Annotated in this window: 24 protein-coding genes; 8 read left to right on the top strand and 16 right to left on the bottom strand. The window is 70.1% G+C overall.

Annotation, left to right across the window (positions count from 1 at the left end; genetic code table 11):
- Positions 1–68: 68 nt before the first annotated feature.
- The 8 genes from AB1K54_RS00365 to AB1K54_RS00330 all read right to left on the bottom strand — a co-directional run bounded on the left by AB1K54_RS00365 (position 69) and on the right by AB1K54_RS00330 (position 8865).
- Complete coding sequence (locus tag AB1K54_RS00365) at positions 69–1688, bottom strand: xylulokinase (RefSeq protein WP_371200702.1); 1620 nt, start codon at positions 1686–1688, stop codon at positions 69–71.
- Positions 1685–2404: an L-ribulose-5-phosphate 4-epimerase gene (locus AB1K54_RS00360; protein ID WP_371201147.1), complete on the bottom strand. Its 720-nt coding sequence runs from the start codon at positions 2402–2404 to the stop codon at positions 1685–1687. Before AB1K54_RS00360 ends, AB1K54_RS00365 begins: the two co-directional genes overlap by 4 nt.
- A complete protein-coding gene (locus AB1K54_RS00355) occupies positions 2404–3474 on the bottom strand; it encodes an ABC transporter permease (protein ID WP_371200701.1) in 1071 nt (356 codons plus the stop codon). Before AB1K54_RS00355 ends, AB1K54_RS00360 begins: the two co-directional genes overlap by 1 nt.
- Positions 3471–4556: an ABC transporter permease gene (locus AB1K54_RS00350; protein WP_371200700.1), complete on the bottom strand. Its 1086-nt coding sequence runs from the start codon at positions 4554–4556 to the stop codon at positions 3471–3473. Before AB1K54_RS00350 ends, AB1K54_RS00355 begins: the two co-directional genes overlap by 4 nt.
- Positions 4553–6163, bottom strand: coding sequence for a sugar ABC transporter ATP-binding protein (locus AB1K54_RS00345; RefSeq protein WP_371200699.1), 1611 nt, complete (start codon positions 6161–6163; stop codon positions 4553–4555). The genes AB1K54_RS00350 and AB1K54_RS00345 overlap by 4 nt, the downstream gene beginning before the upstream one ends.
- Positions 6164–6284: 121 nt before the next feature.
- On the bottom strand, positions 6285–7286 hold the full coding sequence (locus AB1K54_RS00340) for an ABC transporter substrate-binding protein (RefSeq protein WP_371200698.1): 1002 nt from the start codon (positions 7284–7286) through the stop codon (positions 6285–6287).
- Positions 7287–7515: 229 nt separating this feature from the next.
- Positions 7516–8529 carry a LacI family DNA-binding transcriptional regulator gene (locus AB1K54_RS00335; protein WP_371200697.1) on the bottom strand — a complete coding sequence of 338 codons (1014 nt, stop codon included), beginning with the start codon at positions 8527–8529 and terminating at the stop codon, positions 7516–7518.
- A 120-nt stretch (positions 8530–8649) separates the two neighbouring features.
- On the bottom strand, positions 8650–8865 hold the full coding sequence (locus AB1K54_RS00330) for a hypothetical protein (protein ID WP_371200696.1): 216 nt from the start codon (positions 8863–8865) through the stop codon (positions 8650–8652).
- Between the two features lie 131 nt (positions 8866–8996).
- Between AB1K54_RS00330 and AB1K54_RS00325 the strand changes: the two genes are divergently transcribed.
- The gene (locus AB1K54_RS00325) at positions 8997–9647 is read left to right on the top strand and encodes an HAD-IA family hydrolase (protein ID WP_371200695.1); all 651 of its coding nucleotides are present in this window, start codon (positions 8997–8999) and stop codon (positions 9645–9647) included.
- A 21-nt stretch (positions 9648–9668) separates the two neighbouring features.
- On the opposite strand, the gene AB1K54_RS00320 is transcribed toward AB1K54_RS00325, so the two are convergent.
- Entirely contained in the window at positions 9669–9965 is a 297-nt protein-coding gene (locus tag AB1K54_RS00320) for a hypothetical protein (protein ID WP_371200694.1), read from the bottom strand.
- A 352-nt stretch (positions 9966–10317) separates the two neighbouring features.
- Between AB1K54_RS00320 and AB1K54_RS00315 the strand changes: the two genes are divergently transcribed.
- Positions 10318–10500 (top strand): hypothetical protein, encoded by a 183-nt coding sequence (locus tag AB1K54_RS00315; RefSeq protein WP_371200693.1) that lies wholly within the window; start codon positions 10318–10320, stop codon positions 10498–10500.
- Positions 10501–10559: 59 nt separating this feature from the next.
- On the opposite strand, the gene chrA is transcribed toward AB1K54_RS00315, so the two are convergent.
- Together chrA and AB1K54_RS00305 are read right to left on the bottom strand one after the other, a co-directional pair.
- Positions 10560–11783, bottom strand: a complete 1224-nt coding sequence (gene chrA, locus AB1K54_RS00310) for a chromate efflux transporter (RefSeq protein ID WP_371201146.1) — start codon at positions 11781–11783, stop codon at positions 10560–10562.
- A 373-nt stretch (positions 11784–12156) separates the two neighbouring features.
- Positions 12157–12828 (bottom strand): TetR/AcrR family transcriptional regulator, encoded by a 672-nt coding sequence (locus AB1K54_RS00305; protein ID WP_371200692.1) that lies wholly within the window; start codon positions 12826–12828, stop codon positions 12157–12159.
- 114 nt (positions 12829–12942) lie between these two features.
- On the opposite strand from AB1K54_RS00305, the gene AB1K54_RS00300 reads away from it, so the two are divergent.
- Positions 12943–13899, top strand: coding sequence for an ATP-binding cassette domain-containing protein (locus AB1K54_RS00300; RefSeq protein ID WP_371200691.1), 957 nt, complete (start codon positions 12943–12945; stop codon positions 13897–13899).
- Positions 13896–14699 carry an ABC transporter permease gene (locus AB1K54_RS00295; RefSeq protein WP_371200690.1) on the top strand — a complete coding sequence of 268 codons (804 nt, stop codon included), beginning with the start codon at positions 13896–13898 and terminating at the stop codon, positions 14697–14699. Before AB1K54_RS00300 ends, AB1K54_RS00295 begins: the two co-directional genes overlap by 4 nt.
- A 57-nt stretch (positions 14700–14756) precedes the next feature.
- Here the strand turns inward: AB1K54_RS00295 and AB1K54_RS00290 are convergent, their stop codons facing one another.
- From AB1K54_RS00290 to AB1K54_RS00275, 4 genes are read right to left on the bottom strand one after another with little or no spacing between them, the layout of a single operon-like run.
- Positions 14757–15575, bottom strand: a complete 819-nt coding sequence (locus tag AB1K54_RS00290; protein WP_371200689.1) for a 3-keto-5-aminohexanoate cleavage protein — start codon at positions 15573–15575, stop codon at positions 14757–14759.
- Positions 15572–15985, bottom strand: a complete 414-nt coding sequence (locus tag AB1K54_RS00285; protein ID WP_371200688.1) for a hotdog domain-containing protein — start codon at positions 15983–15985, stop codon at positions 15572–15574. Before AB1K54_RS00285 ends, AB1K54_RS00290 begins: the two co-directional genes overlap by 4 nt.
- Positions 15982–17049, bottom strand: a complete 1068-nt coding sequence (locus AB1K54_RS00280) for an L-erythro-3,5-diaminohexanoate dehydrogenase (protein ID WP_371200687.1) — start codon at positions 17047–17049, stop codon at positions 15982–15984. Before AB1K54_RS00280 ends, AB1K54_RS00285 begins: the two co-directional genes overlap by 4 nt.
- Positions 17046–17654, bottom strand: coding sequence for a TetR/AcrR family transcriptional regulator (locus tag AB1K54_RS00275; RefSeq protein ID WP_371200686.1), 609 nt, complete (start codon positions 17652–17654; stop codon positions 17046–17048). The genes AB1K54_RS00280 and AB1K54_RS00275 overlap by 4 nt, the downstream gene beginning before the upstream one ends.
- Positions 17655–17912: 258 nt before the next feature.
- Between AB1K54_RS00275 and AB1K54_RS00270 the strand changes: the two genes are divergently transcribed.
- Genes AB1K54_RS00270 through AB1K54_RS00255 form a run of 4 tightly spaced genes read left to right on the top strand, consistent with a single transcriptional unit; the run spans position 17913 to position 21357 of the window.
- Positions 17913–18794 (top strand): ABC transporter substrate-binding protein, encoded by an 882-nt coding sequence (locus AB1K54_RS00270; RefSeq protein ID WP_371200685.1) that lies wholly within the window; start codon positions 17913–17915, stop codon positions 18792–18794.
- A gap of 60 nt (positions 18795–18854) precedes the next feature.
- On the top strand, positions 18855–19667 hold the full coding sequence (locus AB1K54_RS00265; RefSeq protein ID WP_371200684.1) for an amino acid ABC transporter permease: 813 nt from the start codon (positions 18855–18857) through the stop codon (positions 19665–19667).
- A gap of 2 nt (positions 19668–19669) precedes the next feature.
- Positions 19670–20440 carry an amino acid ABC transporter ATP-binding protein gene (locus AB1K54_RS00260; RefSeq protein WP_371200683.1) on the top strand — a complete coding sequence of 257 codons (771 nt, stop codon included), beginning with the start codon at positions 19670–19672 and terminating at the stop codon, positions 20438–20440.
- Entirely contained in the window at positions 20440–21357 is a 918-nt protein-coding gene (locus AB1K54_RS00255) for a phosphotriesterase (protein WP_371200682.1), read from the top strand. Before AB1K54_RS00260 ends, AB1K54_RS00255 begins: the two co-directional genes overlap by 1 nt.
- Before the next feature lie 410 nt (positions 21358–21767).
- Here the strand turns inward: AB1K54_RS00255 and AB1K54_RS00250 are convergent, their stop codons facing one another.
- On the bottom strand, positions 21768–22343 hold the full coding sequence (locus tag AB1K54_RS00250) for a TetR/AcrR family transcriptional regulator (RefSeq protein ID WP_371200681.1): 576 nt from the start codon (positions 22341–22343) through the stop codon (positions 21768–21770).
- Between the last annotated feature and the right edge of the window lie 238 nt (positions 22344–22581).

The raw sequence follows: 22581 nt of genomic DNA, 5'->3' as shown, positions 1-22581 counted from the left end.
ATTTCGGCTGCTAGAGCGGCCTCTAGCGGCGAAAATCAGGGCACGAAGGCGAGAAAAGGGGACATGGGTCAGAGGGCGGCCACTGCGGCGGACTCTACGGCGAGGCCGGCGCGGTAGCGGTCGAGGTAGGCGGCGAAGCCCGCGACGTCGGCGGGGTCGGGGTCCTGGACATCGAACCCGGCACCGTCGAAGACGCGCTCGCGCAGGTACGTGTCAAGGTCGGGGGTGACGGATGCCGCACCCGCAGAGGCTTCGGCGGTGAACGCGGCGAGCACCGCGATCCCCCACGCGCCGCCTTCCGACGCGGTCGCCGCGACAGCGACGGGCGCTCCGAGGGCTCCGGCGAGGAAGCGCTGGGCGACCCCCGCCGTCCGGAAGATCCCCCCGTGCGCGAACATCCGGTCGAGGGCCACGCCTTCGGCGCCGAGCACGTCCATGCCGAGCGCGAGCGTCCCGAACACGCCGTACAGCTGCGCGCGCATGAAGTTCGCGAGCGTCAGGCGGCTGTCCGGCGTGCGGACGACGAGCGGGCGCCCCTCGGCGAGCCCGGCGATGGGTTCGCCGGCCAGGTGGTTGTAGGCCAGCAGCCCCGCGGCATCCGGCTCGCCCTCGAGCGCCTCACGGAAGAGCGCGCCGTACACGGCATCGGAGTCGAGGTCGGCGCCGGCGACGGCGACGAAGCGGCCGAACAGGCCCGCCCACGCGGCGAGCTCGCTCGCGCCGTTGTTGCAGTGCACCATCGCGACCGGGTCGCCCGCGGGCGTGGTCACGAGGTCGAGCTCTGCGTGGGTGGCCGTGAGCGCGCCCTCGAGCACGACCATCGCGAAGATGCTGGTGCCCGCGCTGACATTGCCGGTGCGCGGGGCGACCGAGCAGGTCGCGACCATGCCGGTGCCGGCATCGCCCTCGGGCGGGCAGAACCGGATGCCGGGGCGCAGCGCGCCGGTCGGGTCGAGCAGGGCCGCACCGGCGGTGGTGAGCACTCCGGCGTCGTCCCCCGCGACGAGGATCTCGGGCAGCAGCGCCTCGAGCGACAGACCCGGCGCCCGCTCGGCGACGAGCTCGTCGAACCGGGCGACCAGGCGGGCGTCGTAGCCGCGGGTGGCGGCGTCGATCGGGAACATTCCGGAGGCGTCGCCCACGCCGAGCACGCGGCGACCCGTGAGCCGCTCGTGCACGTGGCCGGCGAGGGTCGTGAAATGGCGGATGGCGGGCACGTGCGCCTCGCCGTCGAGGATCGCCTGGTACAGGTGCGCGATCGACCAGCGCAGCGGGATGTTCACGCCGAACAGCTCGCTGAGCTCGGCCGATGCCGCGCCCGTCGACGTGTTGCGCCACGTGCGGAACGGCACGAGCAGCTCGCCCGCCTCGTCGAACGCGAGGTAGCCGTGCATCATCGCCGAGACGCCGATCGCGCCGAACGTCGTGGGCGCTTCGCCGTGCCGGTCACGGGCGTCGGCGACGAGCGCCGCGTAGGCCGCTTGGACTCCGGACCACACCGCCTCCAGCGAGTAGGTCCACGTGCGGTCCGCGAACTCGTTCTCCCACTCGTGGCTTCCGACGGCGAGGACCGTCTGCGGGTCGTCGCGGTCGACGAGGCACGCCTTGATGCGGGTCGAGCCGAGCTCGATGCCCAGGGCCGTGCGCCCCTCGCGGATCGCGGATGCCGCGGCATCCGTCTGGCTCATCGCTCGTCCTCCTGGTCGCGACGGTCATCGGAGGACTGCCCGTACACGTTCTGGTACCGGTTGAAGAGGTGGTCGATGCGGTCCTGCGGGATCGGGATCAGCGGCCCCGCCTCGCGCGCGATGTGCACGGTGCGTGCGGCGTCCTCGCACATGACCGCCGCCTTCACCGCGTCCTTCGCCGACACCCCGATCGTGAACGGACCGTGGTTGCGCATGAGCACCGCGCGCGAGCGGTGCCCGCGCAGCGTCTCGACGATGCCGCGGCCGATCGAGTCGTCGCCGATCACCGCGAACGGGCCGATGGGGATCGGGCCGCCGAACTCGTCAGCCATGCCGGTGATCACGCACGGGATCTCTTCGCCCCGCGCCGCCCACGCCACCGCGTAGGTGGAATGGGTGTGCACGACGCCGCCCACCTCGGGCATGTTCCGGTACACGTACGCATGAGCGGCGGTGTCGCTCGACGGGCTGCGCTCGCTGCCGGGCGTGCCGGCGATCACCCGACCGTCGAGATCGCACAGGATCATGTTCTCGGGCGCGAGGTCGTCGTACGACACCCCGGACGGCTTGATGACGAACAGGTCGGCCCCCGGCACGCGTCCCGAGACATTCCCGCCCGTCCACACCACGAGCCCGTAGCGCACGAGCTCGCCGTGGAGGGCCGCGACGTCCGTGCGGACGGCGTCGATGGCCGCCTGCAGTTCGGCGCCGGCGATCACGTCCTGCTCCGTCGTGTCAGCACCCGCTGCAGCAGCACGAAGACCAGCAGCACGGCGCCGGTGATGATCGTGAGGTACTCGGGATTGATCGAGCCGTCCTTCGTGATGATGAGGCGCAGCGCCGCGATCACGAAGACGCCGACCACCGAGCCCAGCACGTAGCCCGAGCCGCCCGTGAGGAGCGTCCCGCCGATGACGACGGCCGCGATGGCGTCGAGCTCCCACCCGATGCCGGTCACGTTCTGCGCCTTGCCGCCGACCTCGGCCGTGTACACGACGGCCGCGAGGCCCGCGAGGGCACCCGAGATGACGTAGATCCACACGCGGGTCTTCGCCAGCGGCAGGCCCATGAGCTGCGTCGAGGACTCGTTGCCGCCGATCGCGTAGACCGTGCGGCCCATGCGGGTGCGGTGCATGAAGAAGACCGCCGCGATCACGACGAGCACGGCGATGATGAGCCCCGGAGTGATCGTGAAGTCGTTCACCTTGGGTCCGTCGATGATCTTCCAGTCGGTCGCCAGCAGCAGGATCGGGGAATCCTCGGGCGCCGTCACGGGAGTCGTCGACAGGATCGAGGCGAGACCGCGTGCGAGGAACATCATGGCGAGCGTCGCGATGAACGGCTGCACGTTGAAGTACTGGACCATGACACCCGACACGAGGCCGAAGATCGCGCCGAAGACGATCATGAGCACGATCGCGAGCCAGCCGTTCACACCGATGTTCATGAGCATGACGCCCGAGACGGAGCTGAACGCGACGACCGCGCCGACCGACAGGTCGATGCCCGCCGAGACGATGACGATCGTCATGCCGACGGCCAGGATGATCGTCGGCGCGAAGCTCACCAGCAGGCTCGACATCGTGCCGGCGTGGAACACCTTGCCGTACGCGATCTCTGCGTAGATCAGCATCCCGAACAGCAGCACGAGGGCCGCCAGCGTCGGCAGCAGCGACTGGTGGCGATCCCACAGTCGCATGAAGCGGCCGGCGCGCGACGCTTCGCGCGCCTGGGGAAGGTCGGCGACGGGTGGGATGCCGTCGGCGAGCGTGGATGGGCCGGTCATGCGACGACCTCCTTCGAAGCGGGGGTGCCCGTGCCTGCGGCGGGGGTCTCGGGACCGCGCGGGGTGCGCGGCAGTCGTGGACTGCGGAAGACGAGCGAGCGGATCCGCTCGGACTGCAGCAGCACGAGCGCGATGATGACGAGCGCCTTGAACGCCGGCGTGGCGGCGGCGGGGATGCCCAGGAACAGCACGGTCTTGTTGAGCGTCGCGATGAGCACGGCGCCGACGACCGAGCCCCAGATCGAGAACTTACCGCCCGCGAGCGAGGTGCCCCCGACCACGACGGCGAGGATCGCGTCGAGCTCCATGTTGTTGCCCGTCCCCGAGACGCTGACGGTCATGACCTCAGAGACGCTGAACAGACCGCCCACGGCCGCCAGGCCCGCCGACAGGACGTACACGGCGATGAGAATCGGACGGGGACGGATGCCGGCGAGCCGGCTGGCCCGCGGGTTCACGCCGATCGACTCGATCATGAGCCCCAGCGCCGTGCGCCGCATGACGAGCGCGATCAGCGCGACGACGACGATCGCCAGGACGAAGCTCGTCGGCAGCCCCAGGATCTGACCGTTCGCGAGCTGACGGAACGGCTCGTTGGTCGCGTTGGTGTTCTGGCCGCTCGTGATGACCCGGGCGATGCCGCGGGCGGCGAGCATCATGATCAGGGTGCTGATGAACGGCTGCAGACCCACGACCGCGACGAGGATGCCGTTGACGGCGCCGAGCACGACCGCGAGCAGCACTGCGAGCCCGATCGCCGCGAACATGGCGCCCACCGAGGTCGGGGCGTTCGTCCCGGCGAGGGTCTGCATCGCGACCGCGCCGCCGACGGCCATCATCGAGCCGACCGAGAGATCGATGCCTCCGGTGGCGATGACGAACGTCATGCCGAGCGCGATCATGATGATCGGCGCCGAGACGCGCAGGATGTCGAGCACATTGCCCGTCAGCAGCCCCGTCGTCGGGTTGACCCCGACCGCGAGGTACGCGGGATCCCTGAGGGTGTTGATGACCAGCAGCAGCGCGATGCCCACGATCCCCCAGAACCAGGGCGTGCGCAGGGCGGCTTTGACCCGGCTCATGTCGGGTTCCCTTCTTCGAGAGCGGATGCTTCGCCCGCATCGACCTCGTCGGCGAGCGCTTCCGCGCGCTCCTCCGCGTCCGCCTCGGACTCCGCCGCGATGATCGACACGATGCTCTCGGCCGACACCTCGGGACCGTTCCCGACCTCGCCGACCTTCTGGTGGTCCTTGAGGATCACGATGCGCTCGGACAGACGGACGACCTCTTCGAGCTCGGACGAGATGAACACGACGGCCATGCCGCCCTCGGCGAGTTCGGCCACCGTCTCTTGGATGTCGGCCTTCGCGCCGACGTCGATGCCGCGCGTGGGCTCGTCCAGCAGCAGCAGATCGGGGTTCGTCGCGAGCCAGCGGCCCAGGAGAACCTTCTGCTGGTTGCCGCCGGAGAGGAGGCGGATCGGGCGGTCGGGGTCGTTGGGGCGCACGCTGAAGCGCTCCATGTACGTCGTCACGAGTTTGTCGACCTCGCGCGCCGGCACGCGCCGCATCCAGCCGCGACGGGCCTGGACGGCGAGCATGATGTTCTCGCGCACGCTCAGGTCGCCGATGATGCCGTCTTCGCGACGGTTCTCGGTCGAGTACGCGATGCCGTGCGAGAGGCCTGCGACGGGAGAGCCGAGCGACACCTTCTTGCCGTGCACGCGCACGGTGCCGGCATCCGCTCTGTCGGCGCCGGCGATGAGGCGTGCGAGCTCGGTGCGCCCGGCGCCGAGGAGTCCGGCGAAGCCGACGACCTCACCCGCGTGGATGGTCACGTCGGTCGGCTCGATCGCACCCTTGCGACCGAGGCCCTCCGCCGCGAAGACCGGGGTGTCGGCGCTGCGGTCGCGCACCTCGGTCTGGCGGTTGGAGCCCAGCGCCCGCAGCGACTCGAAGTCCTTGCCGATCATCTTCGAGATGAGCTGCGCGCGATCGAGGTCTTCCGTGAGGTATTCGCCGACGAACCGGCCGTTGCGCAGCACCGTGATGCGGTCGCTGATCGCATAGATCTGGTCGAGGAAGTGCGAGACGAAGAGGATCGCGACGCCCTGGTCGCGCAGGCGCCGGATGACCCCGAAGAGCACCTCGACCTCGTTCGCGTCGAGGCTCGAGGTGGGCTCGTCGAGGATGAGCACCTTCGAGTCGGTGACCATCGCGCGGCTGATGGCGACGAGCTGCTGCATCGCGATCGAGATGGACGAGAGGGGGGCGCGCGGGTCGAGTTCGCCCAGGCCCATGCGAGCCAGCGCCTCACCCGCCTGCGCGTGGGTCTTGCGCCAGTTGATGCCCGCGATGCCCCGGACCTCGTGGCCGAGCATGACGTTCTCGCCGATCGTGAGGTTCGTGCACAGGTTGACCTCCTGGTACACGGTCGAGATGCCGGCCGCCTGCGCCGAGGCCGTTCCGGTCAGGTGGCGCGGCTGGCCGTCGACCACGATCTCGCCGGAGTCGATCTGATAGACGCCGGTGAGCGCCTTGATGAGAGTGGACTTGCCTGCGCCGTTCTCCCCCATGAGCGAGTGGACCTCGCCGGGAAGGAGCCGGAAGCTGACGTCGTCGAGCGCCTTGACTCCGGGGAAGGTGATGGAGGCGTTGCGGACCTCGACGATCGCGGTGGGTGCGGTCATGTCTGACGTGCTCCTTGCTGGTGTGCGCGGCCTGGGCACGCGCATCCCGGTAGCGGATGAGCGGGGGCTGCCGGGAAGGCAGCCCCCGCTCTCACAACCACTTACCGGACGAATCGACGGATCAGAAGCCCTTGCCTGCGTCGAGCGCGGCCTGGCCTGCCTCCGGCGAGTCGAAGGTCTCGCCCGGCACGATGATCGTCTTCTCGACGGTCTCACCGGCGAGCGCCTTCTTCACGGCGTCGACGGCCAGGTCGCCGAAGAACGGGTTGTACTGCGCCACGAAGCTCAGCTCGCCCGCGGCGAGCGCCTCGAGAGCGCCCTGTGTGCCGTCGATCGTCGCGATCTTGACGTCGGTGCCCGGCACGAGGCCGGCGTCCTTCACGGCCTGCGCCGCGCCGATGCCCATCTCGTCGTTCTGGGCGAAGATGAACTGGACGTCGTTGTTGTTCGCCTTGAGCACGGTCTCGGTGACCGACTTGCCCTCGTCTGCGCTCCAGTTGGCCGTCTGCGCGCCGATCTTGGTCCAGCCCGGCTGACCCTCGATGACCGAGTCGAAGCCCTCGTTGCGCTCGTTGACCACCGACAGGCCCGGAACGCCCTCGAGCACGTAGTAGTTGGCGCCGTCGGGGAGGGCCGTCAGTGCCCACTCGCCCACCGACTCGGCGACCTTGACATTGTCGGGCGCGATGCGGGTGACGTACAGGTCGTCGCTCGCGTCGACGCCGCGGTCGAGGAGGATCACGGGGATCTCGGCCTCCTGGGCGAGCTCGAGCGAGTCCTCCCACCCGGATGCCTCGGTCGCGGTCAGCAGGATCACGTCGACCTCGTCGTTGACGAAGGTCGCGAACGCGTCGAGCTGCGACTTCTGGTCGCTGGGGCTCGCCGCCGGCGCGTACTTGAGGTCGAACCCGGCCTCCTCGGTGAAAGCGTCCTTGATGGCCTGCTCGTTGGCGTCGCGCCATCCGCCCTCGGGGCCGACCGCGACGAAGCCCACCGTGATGAGGTCACCCTCCGAACCGGCGTCCGAACCCGAGTCCCCGCTCGAGCAGCCTGCGAGGCCGAGGGCAAGGACGCCCGCGCCCACGAAGCCCAGAAGCCCCAGCATCCGCTTCTTGTGTGCCATCTGTTTCTCCTCCTTGAGATCCCTCGGCCGCTCGTGGCCGAAGTTGAGTCCCTGTGCCTCGATCGGGCACTGTGCCCCGGTGGACACGCTTGGGTGCATCGCCATTGTGCGCGCTAACAATGCTTCGGCGCAACGGGATTCCGGAGTTTCGTTACGTTTCCGTTACCGCGAACATTCACGCACGGCCCACCCCCGTTGCGAGCCCGTCGGAACGGGGTCGCGACGAGGGTCAACGGCGCGGCGGCGCCGTCGACGAGCGCACGATGAGCGCGGGCTCGATCATGTCGTGCTGCACGATCGACTCGCCCTCGATCGCCGAGATGATGAGCTGCAGGGCGAGGGCGCCGAGGGCGGCGAAGTCCTGCCGCACCGTCGTCAGAGGGGGCAGGAAGTGGCGCGCGTCGGGCAGATCGTCGAAACCGACGATGCTGATGTCACCCGGCACGCTCACACCGCGGTCGGCGAGTCCGTGGACGAGTCCGAGGGCCATCTGGTCGTTGGCGGCGAAGACGGCCGTGGCCGATTCGACGTCGAGCGTCTGGCCGAACTCGTAGCCGTAGTCCGACGTCCAGTCGCCGACCACCGGGGTGGCGATGTCGAGCCCCGCGTCGGCCAGTGCGTCACGCCACCCTTCGGCACGCGCTCGCGCATCGAACCAGTCCAGCGGTCCCGCCAGGTGCAGGATGCGCCGGTGCCCGACCTCGATCAGATGCTGGACGGCGATCATGGCCCCGGCCCGCTGATCGACGGCCGCGGTGTGCATCTCGGCGTCCGGCTCGGACTTGATGAGCAGCGTCGGCAGCCCTGTGCTCTGCTTGCGCAGCAGGTCCAGCGACGATGCGCGCGGGGCGATGACGCACAGGGCATCCACGCCCTGGGTCACCAGCTCCACCACACCGTCGTCGATCTGCAGGTCGTCGTCGTCCGAGACCGACACTGCGGCGATCGCGTAGCCGGCGTCGCGCGCCGCGCTCTCGAGGGCGCGCACCGTGCTGTTCGGGCCGAACTGGATCGGGCTGTCTACGAGCACGCCGATGCGCATCGCCCGCTTCGTCGCGAGCGCCCGCGCGATGGAGCTGCGCGTGTAGTTCATCTCCTCGATCGCCTTGAGCACCCGCTCGCGGGTCGAATCGCGGATGTTGGGGTGGCCGTTGAGCACGCGCGAGACCGTCATGTGCGACACCTGCGCATGCTTCGCCACGTCGTAGATGCTGGGTCGCTGCCAGCCCTTCACCTCAGACACTGCCGATCACCTCGCTCGCTCGCACATGCCTCGCCCTGCACAGCGTAGGCCGCATATGCCGCGTGCGCGTCGACCGCCGTCGCGCGCGCAGCAGGCGGGGAACGGCGGGCTCATTTCATGTTATCGGTAACTATCCGGCGGCTGCAGCTCGGGCGCGAGCTCGCCCTCGGGAGCCGCCGGACGCGTGACCGCGGCAGCGTCGGGGCTCGGCGTCTGCGTCGGCTCGGGCGCCGCTCCCGCGGCGCACCCTCCGAGGACGGTCGCAGTGGAAATGGCGGCCGCCACGCCGACGGCGGCGCGTGCGCGCACGGAGGCTCGGATCGGCGTCGCGCTCATCAGGCGCCCTGCCTCTCTCGGCGCCTCCCCCGGCGCCGCACCGTTCAGCGTGGCATGCCGGCGGCCCGGTGTCGAGGCATCCGCCCCTCTGCGCGTCTGGGCGGCCCGCACCGCCCCCGTACGCTGGGGGCATGACGTCGCTGCGCGCCGCTGCCCTGCTGCTCGACATGGACGGGACCCTCGTCGACTCGCACGCCGTCGTCGAGCGCCTGTGGACCGAGTGGTCGCTGAGCCACGGGATCGACCCCGCGCGCACGCTCGCGATCATCCACGGCCGTCAGGGCCAGGAGAGCATGGCGATGCTGCTGCCCGACCGGCCGCACGAGGTCAATCTCGCCGAGAACCGTGCCCTGCTCGACGCCGAGACGGCACAGCTCGACGGCGTCGTCGCGATCGACGGCGCCGCGCAGCTGATGGACGACCTCGCCGGGCTGCCGCACGCGCTGGTCACCTCCGCCGACCTCGCGCTCGCGACTGCGCGCATGGGCGCGGCAGGACTCCGGATGCCGCCGCTCGCGATCACCGCCGAAGACGTGCACGCGAGCAAGCCCGACCCCGAGGGGTTCCTGCTCGCCGCCGCGCGGCTGGGCCTGGCCCCCGCCGACTGCATCGTCGTCGAGGACTCCCCGAACGGCATCGCCGCGGGCCGCGCGGCCGGCATGCGCGTGATCGGCGTCGGACCCTACGCCGCCGCGGCGGAGCCCACGTGGGCGGTCGCCTCGCCGGCGTCCTTCCGGGTGGCGGCCGACGGCGACGGGCTCGTCATCTCGTTCGCGGACTGAGCCGCCGTCGCGGTCCCGCCCTCAGCCATGCAACCGGAGCGGAGGCAGGTGCGGAACAGGCGCCGGCTTGGTCGTCGGCGAGCGGCTCGCGGACTCCGGTAGCTCCCGCGCGCAGCGCACGATGTCCTCGCGGGTGGCATGCTCGCTGGGCGGAGCGCCGAACTCCATCCAGATCGCCTCGTAGCCGCCGTGCGCCGTGCGCTCGACATAGGCGACGAGGCGGCGCGCGTCGTGCTCGTCGATTCCGGTGTCGCAGAGCCGCCACGCATCGGCTCCCAGCGGGTCGAAGACGAGACCATCCTTATGGACAGTGATCATGAGAACCTCCGCAGCACAGCATGCGTCACGCGCGCCCGCCGCCGCACCTCCTTGACATCGCGGGGTTCATTCCCCTCACGACGCGCCGCCGACGAGCACGCGCATCGTTCGGGCCTTGCGCACCGCGTTGCCTCCGCGGCCGTTACTGAAGCACGCCGACCACGCCGTAGCCGCTCCGCAGCCACTCTCCGGCCGCGGCCCCGACGTCAACCCCGTCCTCGCCGCGAGGGTAGCGCCCTAACGTCGTTCGATATCGTCGGTGAGATGCCACCCCCGACAGTGAGGACGAGAGTGACCCGCAGCCTCTCGCCCGCGCGGCGCGAGAGCAGCAAACGACAAGAAGGGAGCGGACATGTCGAACGTGAACTCCTTGCCGCCGGTCGGCGACGACGACCGCGACGCGGACGCGCTCGTCGTCGCGGACGTCACGACGGATGACGAGAACGCCCGCACCATCGACCCGGACATAAACCCCGACCTCATCGACAGGGCGGAGGCCGACCGGCTCGCCGCAGACGAGGATCGCGAAAGCTGAGCCCGGACGCCCCGTCACGTCGTCTCACGACGCGTGACGGGGCATCCCGCATGATCTCGCTACGCGACGGCGGCGATGAGGATGCCGCCTGCCGACCCGACCACGACGACCACCCAGGGAGGCGTCCGCCACGCGATCAGCAGGACGAAGCAAACGACGGCGAGTGCGAAGCTCGCGGGGCTGACGATCGCGGTGACGAAGACGGGGTCGTAGAGCGCGGCGGCGAGGATGCCGACGACCGCCGCGTTCGCGCCGCGCATGAGGGCCTGCGCGACGGTGCGCGTGCGGAACGCGTTCCAGAACGGCAGCACCCCGACGAGGATCAGCAGGCCGGGCAGGAAGACCGCGACCAGCGCGATGGCGGCGGTCGCAAGGCCCGCCGCCCCCGGCGCCGCGAGCGCCCCGAGGTACGCGGCGAAGGTGAACAGCGGACCGGGAACGGCCTGCGCGGCGCCGTAGCCGGCGAGGAACTGCCCGGCGGTGACCCAGCCGCCCGGGCCGACCACCTCGGCCTCCAGCAGGGGGAGCACCACCTGGCCGCCGCCGAAGACGAGGGCGCCGGCGCGGTAGAACGAGTCGGCGACCTGGACCCCGATCCCCGAGGTGAGCGCCGCGAGGATCGGCAGCCCGGCGAGCAGCGCCGCGAAGACGACGAGCGCGGTCACCCCGGCGCGGCGCGACACCCGCAGGTCGAGTCCTGCGGGGGCTTCGGCCGGTCCCCGACGACAGAGCCACAGACCGGTGAGCGCGCCGACGACGATCGCGGCGACCTGGCCGGCGGCGCTCGGCACGAGCAGCACGATCAGCAGTGCGACCACGGCGATGGTCGCGCGCCGGGCGTCCGGGGTGAGCGTGCGGGCCATCCCCCAGACCGCCTGCGCGACGATGGCCACCGCGACGATCTGAAGGCCCGAGAGGATGCCCGAACCCACGACACCGCCCAACAGCGGCGCGCTGTACGCGAAGGCGACCAGCAGCGCCGCCGACGGCAGCGTGAACGCCGTCCACGCCGCGAGCGCTCCCGCCGGTCCCGCACGAAGCAGGCCGAGCGCGAATCCGACCTGGCTCGAGGCAGGACCGGGGAGGAACTGACACAGCGCGACGAGGTCCGCGTACGCCCGGTCGTCCACCCAGCGGCGGCGCGTGACGAGCTCGTCGCGAAAGTAGCCCAGGTGGGCGATCGGGCCGCCGACGGACGTCAGCCCGAGCTTGAGGAAGGTCAGGAACACCTCACCGGCGCGGCCGGGCCGGGGCGAGGCATCCGCGGATGGTTCGGGGTGCATTCTGCTCACGGCCTCCACCGTGGTCTCTCGACGTGCGCCGGGTCCGTCAGCCCCGCGCCTGGTCTACCGCCGCAGCGGCGGCCGTGCGCCGCAGCCAGATCCCCGCGACGAGAAACCTCACCACGACAGGGCGACACCGACTGCGACCATCGTCCACGCCGCACCCGCCGGGAACGCGGCGATGACGGCATCCGTCACGGTCTTCCGGGTGTGTCTGTCGCGCGGGTGCTGTCGGCGGTGCTCATCGGCTCACTCCTGTCGCGGGTGCGTTCGTGTCGCTATGAACACTGCCATCGGCGGGTCGGCGCGTCGAGAGGCGGCCGGGTCGCCGGCCGTCGCAGGTTCGAGCGCCGCTCGGGCAGGTGCGGAGGTCTCAGCCCGCGATGCCGTGGATGAGGCGGTGAAGACCCCGCTCGAAGAGCTGGTCGGGGCTCGACGAGGAAGGATCGGCGCGCATCAGCGCGACGATCGCCTGAGCCAGCTGCGGCCGCGCCGGATCGGCTGCGATCGACGCGAAATGGCGCAGTCGGCCGGCGCCTGTGGCCGCGGGCTGCTGCACGAGCTGCGTGAACGTCGCGATCCATGCGCTCATCAGGCCGATGAACTCTATGCGCTCGACATGGCCGAGCCCCGTCGGCTCGAGCGCGGCGAGGAAGAACTCCATGTAGTCCTGGGTGTTGGGGCCCCACGAGGCGTGGGGAGCGAGCTCGGCCATCCACGGATGCCTGCGGTAGACGTCGCGGATGCGCCGGGCGACGAGGACGACATCGGCCTCCCACTCGCCGGAGGGGACGCTCGGCAGCTCGTACTCCGCGGCGACGGAGTCGACCATCAGGTCGTAGAGGTCGTCTTTGCGTGAGATGTACCGGTACAGGGATGCGGCGCCCGCGCCGAGCTGCGCCGCCACGGCGCGGATCGAGACGGCCTCGACGCCGTTCGCGTCGCCGACCGAGATCGCCGCTCGCGCGATGTCGTCGAGCGTGTGCGCCGGTCGCGGGCCCTTGCGAGCCTCGCGCACCCGGTCCCAGATGACCGTGTCCTGCACGACGCGCCTCCGATCGATCGGTGATGTGCGGCCCCGACTTTACCGCGAACGATGTTCTCAGTAAAGTGGAGCCGTACCGCGAACACTGATCGCTGAAGGAGAAGCATGAACGGGATGCCGCCACCCGCGGTCGTCGTCGAACAGGTGACGAAGTCGTACGGCCGCGGACCGGGCGCCGTCGCCGCCCTGGGCGGGATCGACCTCACGATCGAGCGGGGCAGGGTCTTCGGCCTCCTGGGCGCCAACGGTTCGGGAAAGTCCACGCTCGTGCGCATCCTGTCGACGCTTGCCACGCCGACCTCGGGACGCGCGTTCGTCGCCGGGGTGGATGTCGTCGCGCAGCCGGCGCGAGCGCGCGCCGCGCTCGGGGTGACGGCCCAGCAGACCACGCTCGACCAGCGCCTCAGCGGACGCGAGAACCTCGTCGTGTTCGGCAGGCTCTGCGGGCTGTCGCGGGCGCACGCCCGTCGCAGAGCAGGCGAACTCCTCGAGAGCTATGGCCTCGCAGACGCGGCCGAACGGCCGGTGAGCACCTACTCGGGCGGCATGAAGCGTCGCCTCGACATTCTGGCGAGCCTGATCCTGCGGCCGTCGGTGCTGTTCCTGGACGAGCCGACCACCGGGCTGGACCCGCACAGCCGCAACGACATCTGGCACACCGTGCGAGAGCTGACGGCGGAAGGCACCACCGTCTTCCTCACCACCCAGTACCTCGACGAGGCCGATCAGCTCGCCGATCGGGTGGTCGTGCTCGACGCCGGTCGCGTCATCGCCGACAGCACCCCGCGGTCGCTCAAGGAGCAGATCGGAGTGCGGCTGGCCATCGCGCTCGAGACGCCTGCAGATCTGGATGCCGCATCCGCACTCCTACGTGGAATGGGCGTGCATGACATCTCGGTGGACGACGCCCCCGACGCCGCAGCGCTCAGCGGGCTGACCTCGGCCGGGAGCCTGACCCTGCCGGCCGTTCTCCACTCCCTGTCCGGCGCCGGAATCGGCGTCGTCGACATCGGACTGCACGAGCCCACCCTCGACCAGGCATACCTCGCCCTCACCGGAGACCACAGATGACAACCGCCGACACCACGACCCGATGGCCGCTCGCCGCCGGGTCGACCATCGTCTACCGCAACCTGCTCGCACTCCGGCGAAACCCCGCGATCGTCGCCGCGAACCTCGTGGGCCCGATCAGCATGGTCCTGCTGTTCGGGTACGTCTTCGGCGGCGCGCTGGCCGCGGGAGGGGATGCCGCGGCGTACCGCGAGGCGCTCATCCCGGCCGCCTTCGTGCTCGCGGCCGGGACAGGGCTGATCATGGCCGCGGGTTCTGCCGCCCTGGACATTCAGAACGGCGTGACCGAGCGGTTCCGGTCGCTTCCCATGCAGCGCATCGCCGTGCCGTTCGGCCTGGCCGGAAGCCAGCTCGTCCTCGCGGTCATCTCGCTGGCGGTGATGGCGCTTCTCGGCTTCGCCGTCGGCTGGCGCATCCACTCCGACGTCGCCTCAGCCACCGCGGGGTTTGTGCTGCTGCTGCTGTTCGGGTATGCGCTGAGCTGGGTGGGGATCCACCTCGGACTCGTGATTCGCAACGTCGAGATCGTGCAGCAGCTGTCAGCTCCGATCTTCGGCCTCGTGATGCTGTCCAACGCGTTCGTCCCCACCGCGACCATGCCGCCCGTGGTCCGCGAGCTCGCCGAATGGAGCCCGTTCAGCGCAGCGATCACCGCCGTGCGCCACCTCTTCGGCAACGGCACGATCCCCGACGGGCCCCTGCCGCTCGCGCATCCCATACTCACGACGATCATCTGGTCGATCGCGCTGACCGCGGTCTTCGCCGTCCTGGCCGCACGGCGCTTCGCCCGCCGGGAGTGACCGCGCAGGCGCGGGGCGCTCTGGACGGCGTGGATCCGCTCGCAGGCGGCGCCCCGCTCAGCCCAGGCCGAGCCTGACGCGGACCTCGTCGGGGGTGAGGATGTCGGCCTGGGCGAGCGCTGCCAGCTGCGCGGCCCGCTCCACGAGCTGGGCGTTGTCGCGCACGAGCTCGGACGCCGAGAACCTCAGGACGTCCTCCATGCCGACCCGGAGGCTTCCTCCCATCGCGAGCGCCGCGAGCATGACCGGGACGTGGGCACGGCCGATGCCGGTCGCCGACCACGACGCTCCCGCCGGGAGCGCGCCGAGCGCCGCGATCATCGTGCGCGCGTCGCCGGCCATGCCGCCCGGCACCCCCATGACGAGGTTGCAGTGGACCACTCCGGTGGCCGGCGCGCCGTGCGTGTCGAGCAGCCGGTTGAGGGTCGTGACATGTCCCAGGTCGAAGCACTCGAACTCGGGCACGATCCCCCGCGCGATGGTCTCGAGGTACAGCTCCTCGATGAACGAGAGCGGATTGTGGAAGACCTCCGTGCCGAAGTTGACCGTGCCGCACGTCAGCGAGCAGGACTCCGGCTGCAGTTCGAGCACGCGTCGGCGCGCGTCGAAGCCGTCGCGCACGCTCCCGCCCGTCGACAGCTGGACGACCAGATCGGTCTGCTCCCTGACGCCGTCGACGATCTCTCTCAGCACGGCGAGGTCGAGCGTCGACTCGCCCGCCGGATCGCGTCCGTGGATGTGGATGAGACCCGCGCCGGCCGCCTCGCATGCGACTGCCTGGGCGACGATCTCGTCCGGCTGCAGCGGGATGCCGGGGTTGTGCGCCTTGGTGGACTCGGCGCCGGTCGGGGCGACGGTGATGAACAGGCCCGTCATGCGCCCGCATCCGTTCCGACCAGCTCTGCCGGGAGCGTGCCGCCGGTCTCGGGAACCACGAGCACGGCGATCGCGGAGGCCACGAGCAGGGGCTCGCCGAGCTGCCGCGCCGCGCTCGTCCCGTCGCCGGCCGATCGTGCCGTGACGCGAGCGCGCAGGGACAGCCGGCGGCTCCGGCGGCCGGCCGCAACGATATCGCCGTCGACCTCGATGATGTCGCCGGCGATGACCGGCGCGTGGAAGGTCACCGATTCGTACGCGGCGAGAAGGCCCTCGTCGCCTGCCGAGAGAATGCTGATCTCGGTCGCGAGCTCGCCGAACAGCCGCATCACGTAGCCTCCGTCGACGAGGCCGCCGGCGTAGTGGACCTCGCTGTACGGGACGTAGCGTCTCTGGACGACATGTGTCATTTCTGCTCCGTGTCAGTGGTGTGGTGTGGGCGGTGGGCCGCCTCGAAGAATCCGCGCGCGCGGGAATCGGTCCGAACGAGCTCGAGCGCCGTCTCGGCGTGACCCGGCACGTAGCCGGTCCCGAAGAAGAGGTCGAGATCGAGGCACAGCGCCTCGGCTCCGAGCGCGACCGCGGTGAAGCTCGTCGCCATGGAGAAGAAGACGACCGCGCCGCCCGGGCGCGTGCTGACGAGCGCCGCATGCTCACAGCCGGGCGCGTTCACGCACACCAGGGTGAGGTCCGCAAGAGGGCCGACCGCCGCGACCTCGCGGTGCACGGCGGCCGGGTCCGTGGCATCCGCCATCACGACCTCGTCGAACAGGCCCGCCGCGCGCAGCCGCGCCGCCTCGCTTTCGCCCGGCACCACGCACACTGTCGCGACACCGGCACGGCGAGCGGCCGCCGCGGCGAGCACGGCGCTCTTGCCGCCGCCGAGCAGCAGCATCCGCTCTACCCGGCCCGAGAGCAGGGGCCGGCGGATCAGGCGCTCCGCGTGCGCGGGCGCACCGCACACGTCCAGAACGCTCAGCGCGACCTCCGGCGAGATGTCGTCGGGCAGTCGGCACAGCGCGGCGGGCGACGGCAGCACCGCTCGCGCCGACACGGGCACGACCTCGGACGAGGCGTCCCACCGCTCCAGCGCGTCGAGGATCTCGAGCGGGGTCGCTGTGAGAGAGATGAGAGACGCGATGCGATCGCCGACGGCCAGACCGGATGCCTCATCGCCGAGCTCGATCACGCGGCCGACGAGCATGCCGCCCGACCCCGTGCGCGGGTTCGTCATCTTGCCGTGTCGCGCGACGATCGACAGCACCTCGCCCGTGATGGCCGCCGGATCGTGCCGGTTGTGCTCTGCGAGGTCACGGAAGCTCGCCGAGTCGAGGTTGAGGTACTCGACGGCGACAGCGACCTCCGCGCCGGTGGCGATGCCCTCGGGGCGAAGGCGGTCCGCCGCCTGGGGAAGCGCGCCCGCCGGCGCGACGACCCGCCCGGCACCGGAGCGGGTGAGCACGTCGGCGCTCATCCGCGGGCCTTTCGGCGCGGCCGGTGCGACTGCAGCGCGTTGAAGCACAGGGCCACGTACAGGTCGGTGAGGGCCTCGAGGTCCATGCGCCCGCCGGGGCGGTACCAGTGGACGACACCCGTGCACATGTCCAGCAGCGCCTTCGCCGCGATGTCGATGTCGCCGACCGAGAAGTCGCCGGACCGCTTTCCGGCGGCGATCGTCTTCTTCCACAGTCCCTCGTAGTCGTCGCGGTAGCGGACCACTGTCTCGCGGCCCTCACCGCTCAGCGAGCGCAGTTCGATGTCGCTGATGATGCACAGCATGCGATTCTCGATGTGTACGCGCAGGTGCACCTCGACGAGGGCACGCAGGCGCTCCACCGGACTCACCGTTGCCTGCACCGCCAGTTCGGCGTCGCGCAGCAGCGTGAGGATCGTCTCGGACATCATCTCGGCGAGGAGGGACTCCTTGCTGGACATGTAGTGGTACAGCGTCGCCAGCGAGACCCCGGCCTCTTCGGCGATCCGCCGGATGCCGGTGCCGTGGAAGCCCACGTCGCTGAACAGTTGCAACGCGGCATTGCGGATGTCCGCACGGACGGATTCGCTCGTCGTAGTGCTCACCTGCCGTTCCCTTCAGATCGATCGATCGGCTGGTTGGGACACTACTGCACCGCGACCTGAGTATGCAATGCCCGCGTTTCGGCCAGATTTCGCGGTGATTTCGTGCGGTCAATGAGATCCCGTGGGTTTCCGCTCTGCGCCGACTGGATGAGAATTCACCCGTTGACACCCGATCGATCGATCGATTATGTTCCAGGGAACCAGCAACCCCCGGCTGCCCCGAACGACTCGGCCGGCCCAGCACCTTGGAGATGAAACGTGAGAAGACGGACTGCGCTCAGCGGCCTCGGAATTGCCGCTGCAGCACTCATGGCGCTCACCGGATGCGCCACGACGACCGCCGGCGCGGCGCCCGAGCCCACCACCCCACCAGTGGCGAGCATCGACTCTGACCTGCTCGTGCGCGCGGGTCACCTGACGACCTGCATGGACATGCCCTACCAGCCGTTCCAGTACTTCGACAGCGCCGGCGACCCGACCGGCGTCGACATCGACCTCGTCACCGAGGTCGCCGCGCGGCTGGGCCTCGAGCCGAACATCCAGAACTCGGTGTTCGACACGATCATCGCCGCGGTCAAGGGCGGCAAGTGCGACCTGATCTGGGCCGACCAGTACGTCACCCCCGAGCGGGTCGAGCAGCTCGACATGGTCGCCTACTGGCGAGCGGACGAGGTCGTCGTCGTCAGCGAGGGCAACCCGAACGGCGTCGGCGGGCGTGACGAACTGTGCGGCGTGAAGGTCGCCGGCCAGAAGGGCGGTGCCGATGTCGAGACCCTCGAAGAGCTCAGCGCCGCGTGCGTCGCCGCAGGCGACGAGCCGATCAACATCCTCCAGTTCCCCCGCAGCCCCGACGCCTACCAGGCGCTCGCCTCCGGGCAGGTCGACGCGTGGATGACCGAGAAGGTCGCGGCCCTCCTGCTCCAGCAGGAGAAGAAGGCGAAGATCGAGTTCACCGACACCTTCACCCTCGGCGACGGAGACACCGCGGGGCTCACCGCGTTCTCGTTCCGCCCCGGCGACGCCGACGTCTACGACCCGGTGATGGAAGCCGTCCAGTCCATGATCGACGACGGCACATGGGCCGAGATCTGGAAGAAGTGGGGCCTGTCCGACATCGCGGTCGAACCCCACAAGATCTAGTCCCCCTCGCGGCGGGGCGGCGACGACGCCGTCCCGCCCTTCATGAAAGGCGGTGCAACCGTGCTCGTGCGAGCTGCCAGTTCCCACACCTACCCGTTCGACTGGGCGGCGTTCTGGGACTACCTCGTCCATCCCAGCCAGCTGATCCTCACGGGGCTGGTGCTGACGATCGTCATTGCGATCCTGTCGCAGATCTTCGGCGTCGCGATCGGCCTGATCGCCGACCTCGCGCGACGCAGCCGGTTCCGCCCGGTGCGGTGGCTCGCCTCGACGTACGTCTTCGTCTTCCGGGGCACCCCGTTCCTCGTGCAGGTGTCGATCATCTTCTTCGCCGGGTTCCCGTTCTTCGGCATGGCCATCTTCGGCGGCTACCGGTGGGACGACATCGAGATCTTCGGGATCGTCATCGCCGGCCGCATCCTGGCCGGCATCTTCGCGCTCTCACTCAACGAGGGCGCGTACATGGCCGAGATCATCCGCTCGAGCATCGACTCCGTCGACCGGGGGCAGATGGAGGCCGCGCAGGCGGTCGGCATGACCCGCTCGAAGGCGATGCGGCGCATCATCCTCCCCCAGGCCGTGCGCACGGTCATCCCGCCGCTCGGCAACCAGTTCAACCTCATGCTGAAGAACACGTCGCTGCTGTCGGTGATCAGCGTGACCGAGCTGTACACGGCCGCCGCGATCATCCAGGGGCAGACGTTCCAGCCCTTCGAGGTCTTCGGGGCCGTCGCGCTGTACTACCTCGCCCTCACCGCGGTGTGGAGCGGCATCCAGATGGTCATCGAGAAGCGTGTGGGCGCCGCCTGGGGCACCCCGCTGAGCAGCAGACGGCGGACCAGGACCGTCCTGGCACAGAACGAGATGGTGTGACGATGCAGACACAGACCCCCCTCATCGACGTGCGCGGCCTCAGCAAGTGGTTCGGCAGCCGCCAGATCCTGTTCGACGTCGACCTGCACGTCCAGAAGGGACAGGTCGTGACGCTCATCGGGCCCTCGGGGTCGGGCAAGACGACGCTCCTGCGCTGCCTGAACCACCTCGAAGACCCCGAGCGCGGCGAGATCCTGCTCGACGGAGAGCGCATCGGCGGCCGGGTCGTCGACGGCAAGGTCAAGCCGCTGTCGGACGCGAAGATCGCCCGCCAGCGCAGCGAGATCGGCATGGTCTTCCAGCGGTTCAACCTGTTCGCGCACAAGACGGCGCTCGCGAACATCACCGAGGGAATGGTGCACGTCGCCGGTCGCGACCGGACAGAGGCCGAGGAGGAGGCCCATGCGCTCCTCGCACGCGTCGGACTCGCCGACAAGGCCGCGTCCTTCCCCGGACAGCTCTCGGGCGGCCAGCAGCAGCGCGTCGCGATCGCGCGAGCCCTCGGCATGCACCCGAAGGCGATCCTCTTCGACGAGCCGACCAGCGCCCTCGACCCCGAGATGGTGGGCGAGGTCCTCGAAGTCATGCGCGGGCTCGCCGACAGCGGCATGACGATGGTGATGGCCACCCACGAGATGGGCTTCGCGCGGGATGTCGCCGACGAGGTCGTCATGATGGACCACGGCCGCGTCGTCGAACGCGGCCACCCGAAGGAGTTCTTCGGCAACCCCCGCTCCGACCGCACGCGGCAGTTTCTCGCGAAGGTAAGGTGATGCGCGCACCGGTCATGACCGTGTGCGGACCGGTCGAGGCGGACGATCTGGGCATCACGCTCGTCCACGAGCACCTGTTCGCCGACACCCTCCGCGAGTACCGGTCGGACGGACTGCTCAACGATCTCGACCTCGCCGTGCGCGAGCTGCTGCTGTTCCGCGAGGCGGGCGGGGGAACCGTCGTCGACGCGACTGCCCCGAACCTCGGCCGCGACCCGGCGCTGCTGCGGCGCGCTTCCGAACTGGCCGAGGTGCACGTCGTGATGGGCTGCGGCTCCTACCGCGACCCGTACACGGCCCAGACGGGCCTCGACCGGCTCACCGTGGCCCAGGCCGCAGCATCCATCGTTCTCGAAGTCACCGACGGGGTGACCGATGCCGGAATCCGACCCGGCATCATCGGCGAGGTGGGCGCCGACCAGGCGTGGGTCTCGGCCCTCGAGGAGCGGGCGCTGCGCGCGTGCGCGCTCGCCCAGTGCCGGACCGGGCTCACGATCACGCTCCACGCCGCCAGGTGGCCGGTCGGGCGCGCGATCGTCGACCTGCTCGAAGACGCCGGCGTGCCCGCGCACCGCATCATCGTCGGGCACCTCGACACCGTTCCCGACCCCGACTATCACCTCGAGCTGGCCCAGCGCGGATGCTGGGTCGAGTTCGACGGATTCGCCTCGCCCGCCGACTACGACACGGCGCGGCAGCTCGCGTGGATCCGCGCGCTCGCGGATGCCGGCTTCGCCGACCGGGTGCTGGTCTCGCACGACCTGTTCCGGCAGTCGCACTTCCGCGCATACGGCGGCGTGGGCCTCGCCCACCTTCTCACCGCTGGGCGGGAGGCGATGGCCGCCGCAGGATTCGCCCGCGGGCTGATCGAGCAGCTGCTGAGCGCGAACCCGCAGCGCGCGCTCAGCGGCGGGTGATCCGGAGGGGGCCCGCGCCCGTGATCGATGACGGATGCGCCGTCTCAGTGGCTGCGGGCGCTCCGGGCGCGGGGGACAACGGCCGGCGCAGAGAGGGAGAGGACTGCGGGCGCCGACGAAGAGCCAGGAGAGTCCGCCGGTGAGGTCCTCCACGGGGAAGGCGCCGTCCTCGAGGGATGCGTCCGCGCGGAGGGCGGTGAGCGTCGCGAGCACGGCGAGGCCGATCGCGCCGCCGACCTGCTGACCGGTGCTGACAAGCCCGCCAGCCAGGCCCGATTCGCCGCCATCAACGTTCGGTGCCCGCGGGCGCCAGCGAATGCGCGGCGATCCTCGCGACGGGCTCCTCTCCGCCTTCGCTCACCGCCGCGAAGAGGCTGCCGCGCCCGCGTCACGTCAACGGGCGCGATCTCTTACGCGTCGATGTCTTCTGTGACCGGACGCGCGGAGCCGAACGTGAGGTAGCGCCAGGTCTGATCGACGAACCGATCGAAATCTATCTCGTCGATCGACTCGCCGAAGAGCCACTGGTCGAACAGCACCGGTCCCATCAGCGCGACGGTCGTGATGGCGGTGACAATGGGGATGTCGAGCCCCTTGATGCCGTGACGTTCGGCGTCGCGGGATGTGACGTCTTCAAGTGCGGTGATGAGCGGCGTGATCGGTCGAGGCTGCCCGTCGGCGATCTGCTGCAGCTCCGCGTTGAACGTCGATGCGCTGAGCACGCAGAGCAGCGAGTCTCGGTGGATCTTCATGAACTCGGCCATTCTGAAGAAGAACTCCTTCGACGGCTGATTCTCATCGTACGAAGCTGCCAGGTCGGCGATCTCGGCCGAGAGCTGCTCTACGACGCTCGCCTGAAACAGGGCAGCCTTCGTGCCGAAGTGGCGGAAGATCAGCACTTCTGAGAAGTTGCCCGCGGCGGCTATCTCTCGGGTCGTGGAGTGCCGGTAGCCGTTTGCCTCGAAATGAGCGCGCGCAGTAGTCAAGATCAAAGACTTCAGCTGGGCCGAGCTACGACGCTGCCGCACCTTCTTCTTCGGTCGTCCAGGTGTCAATGGTGCTCCTAGGGTTCTCGATCCTATGCCGACGGCGACGCTGCGGTCGGCGTCAGTCTAAGCGCCGACGCAAACAGGTCACGCCGATAGATGGTGGCGTGGCGGCCATGCGGCGCGGTCACGAGGCCCGTCGACCCATGATTGCGTGAAGACCACACCGTCTGCACCC

It is taken from the genome of Microbacterium sp. BWT-B31 (assembly GCF_041379855.1).
In the GTDB taxonomy this organism is placed as follows: Bacteria; Actinomycetota; Actinomycetes; order Actinomycetales; family Microbacteriaceae; genus Microbacterium.
This window is presented reverse-complemented; position numbering and strand designations above follow the sequence as displayed.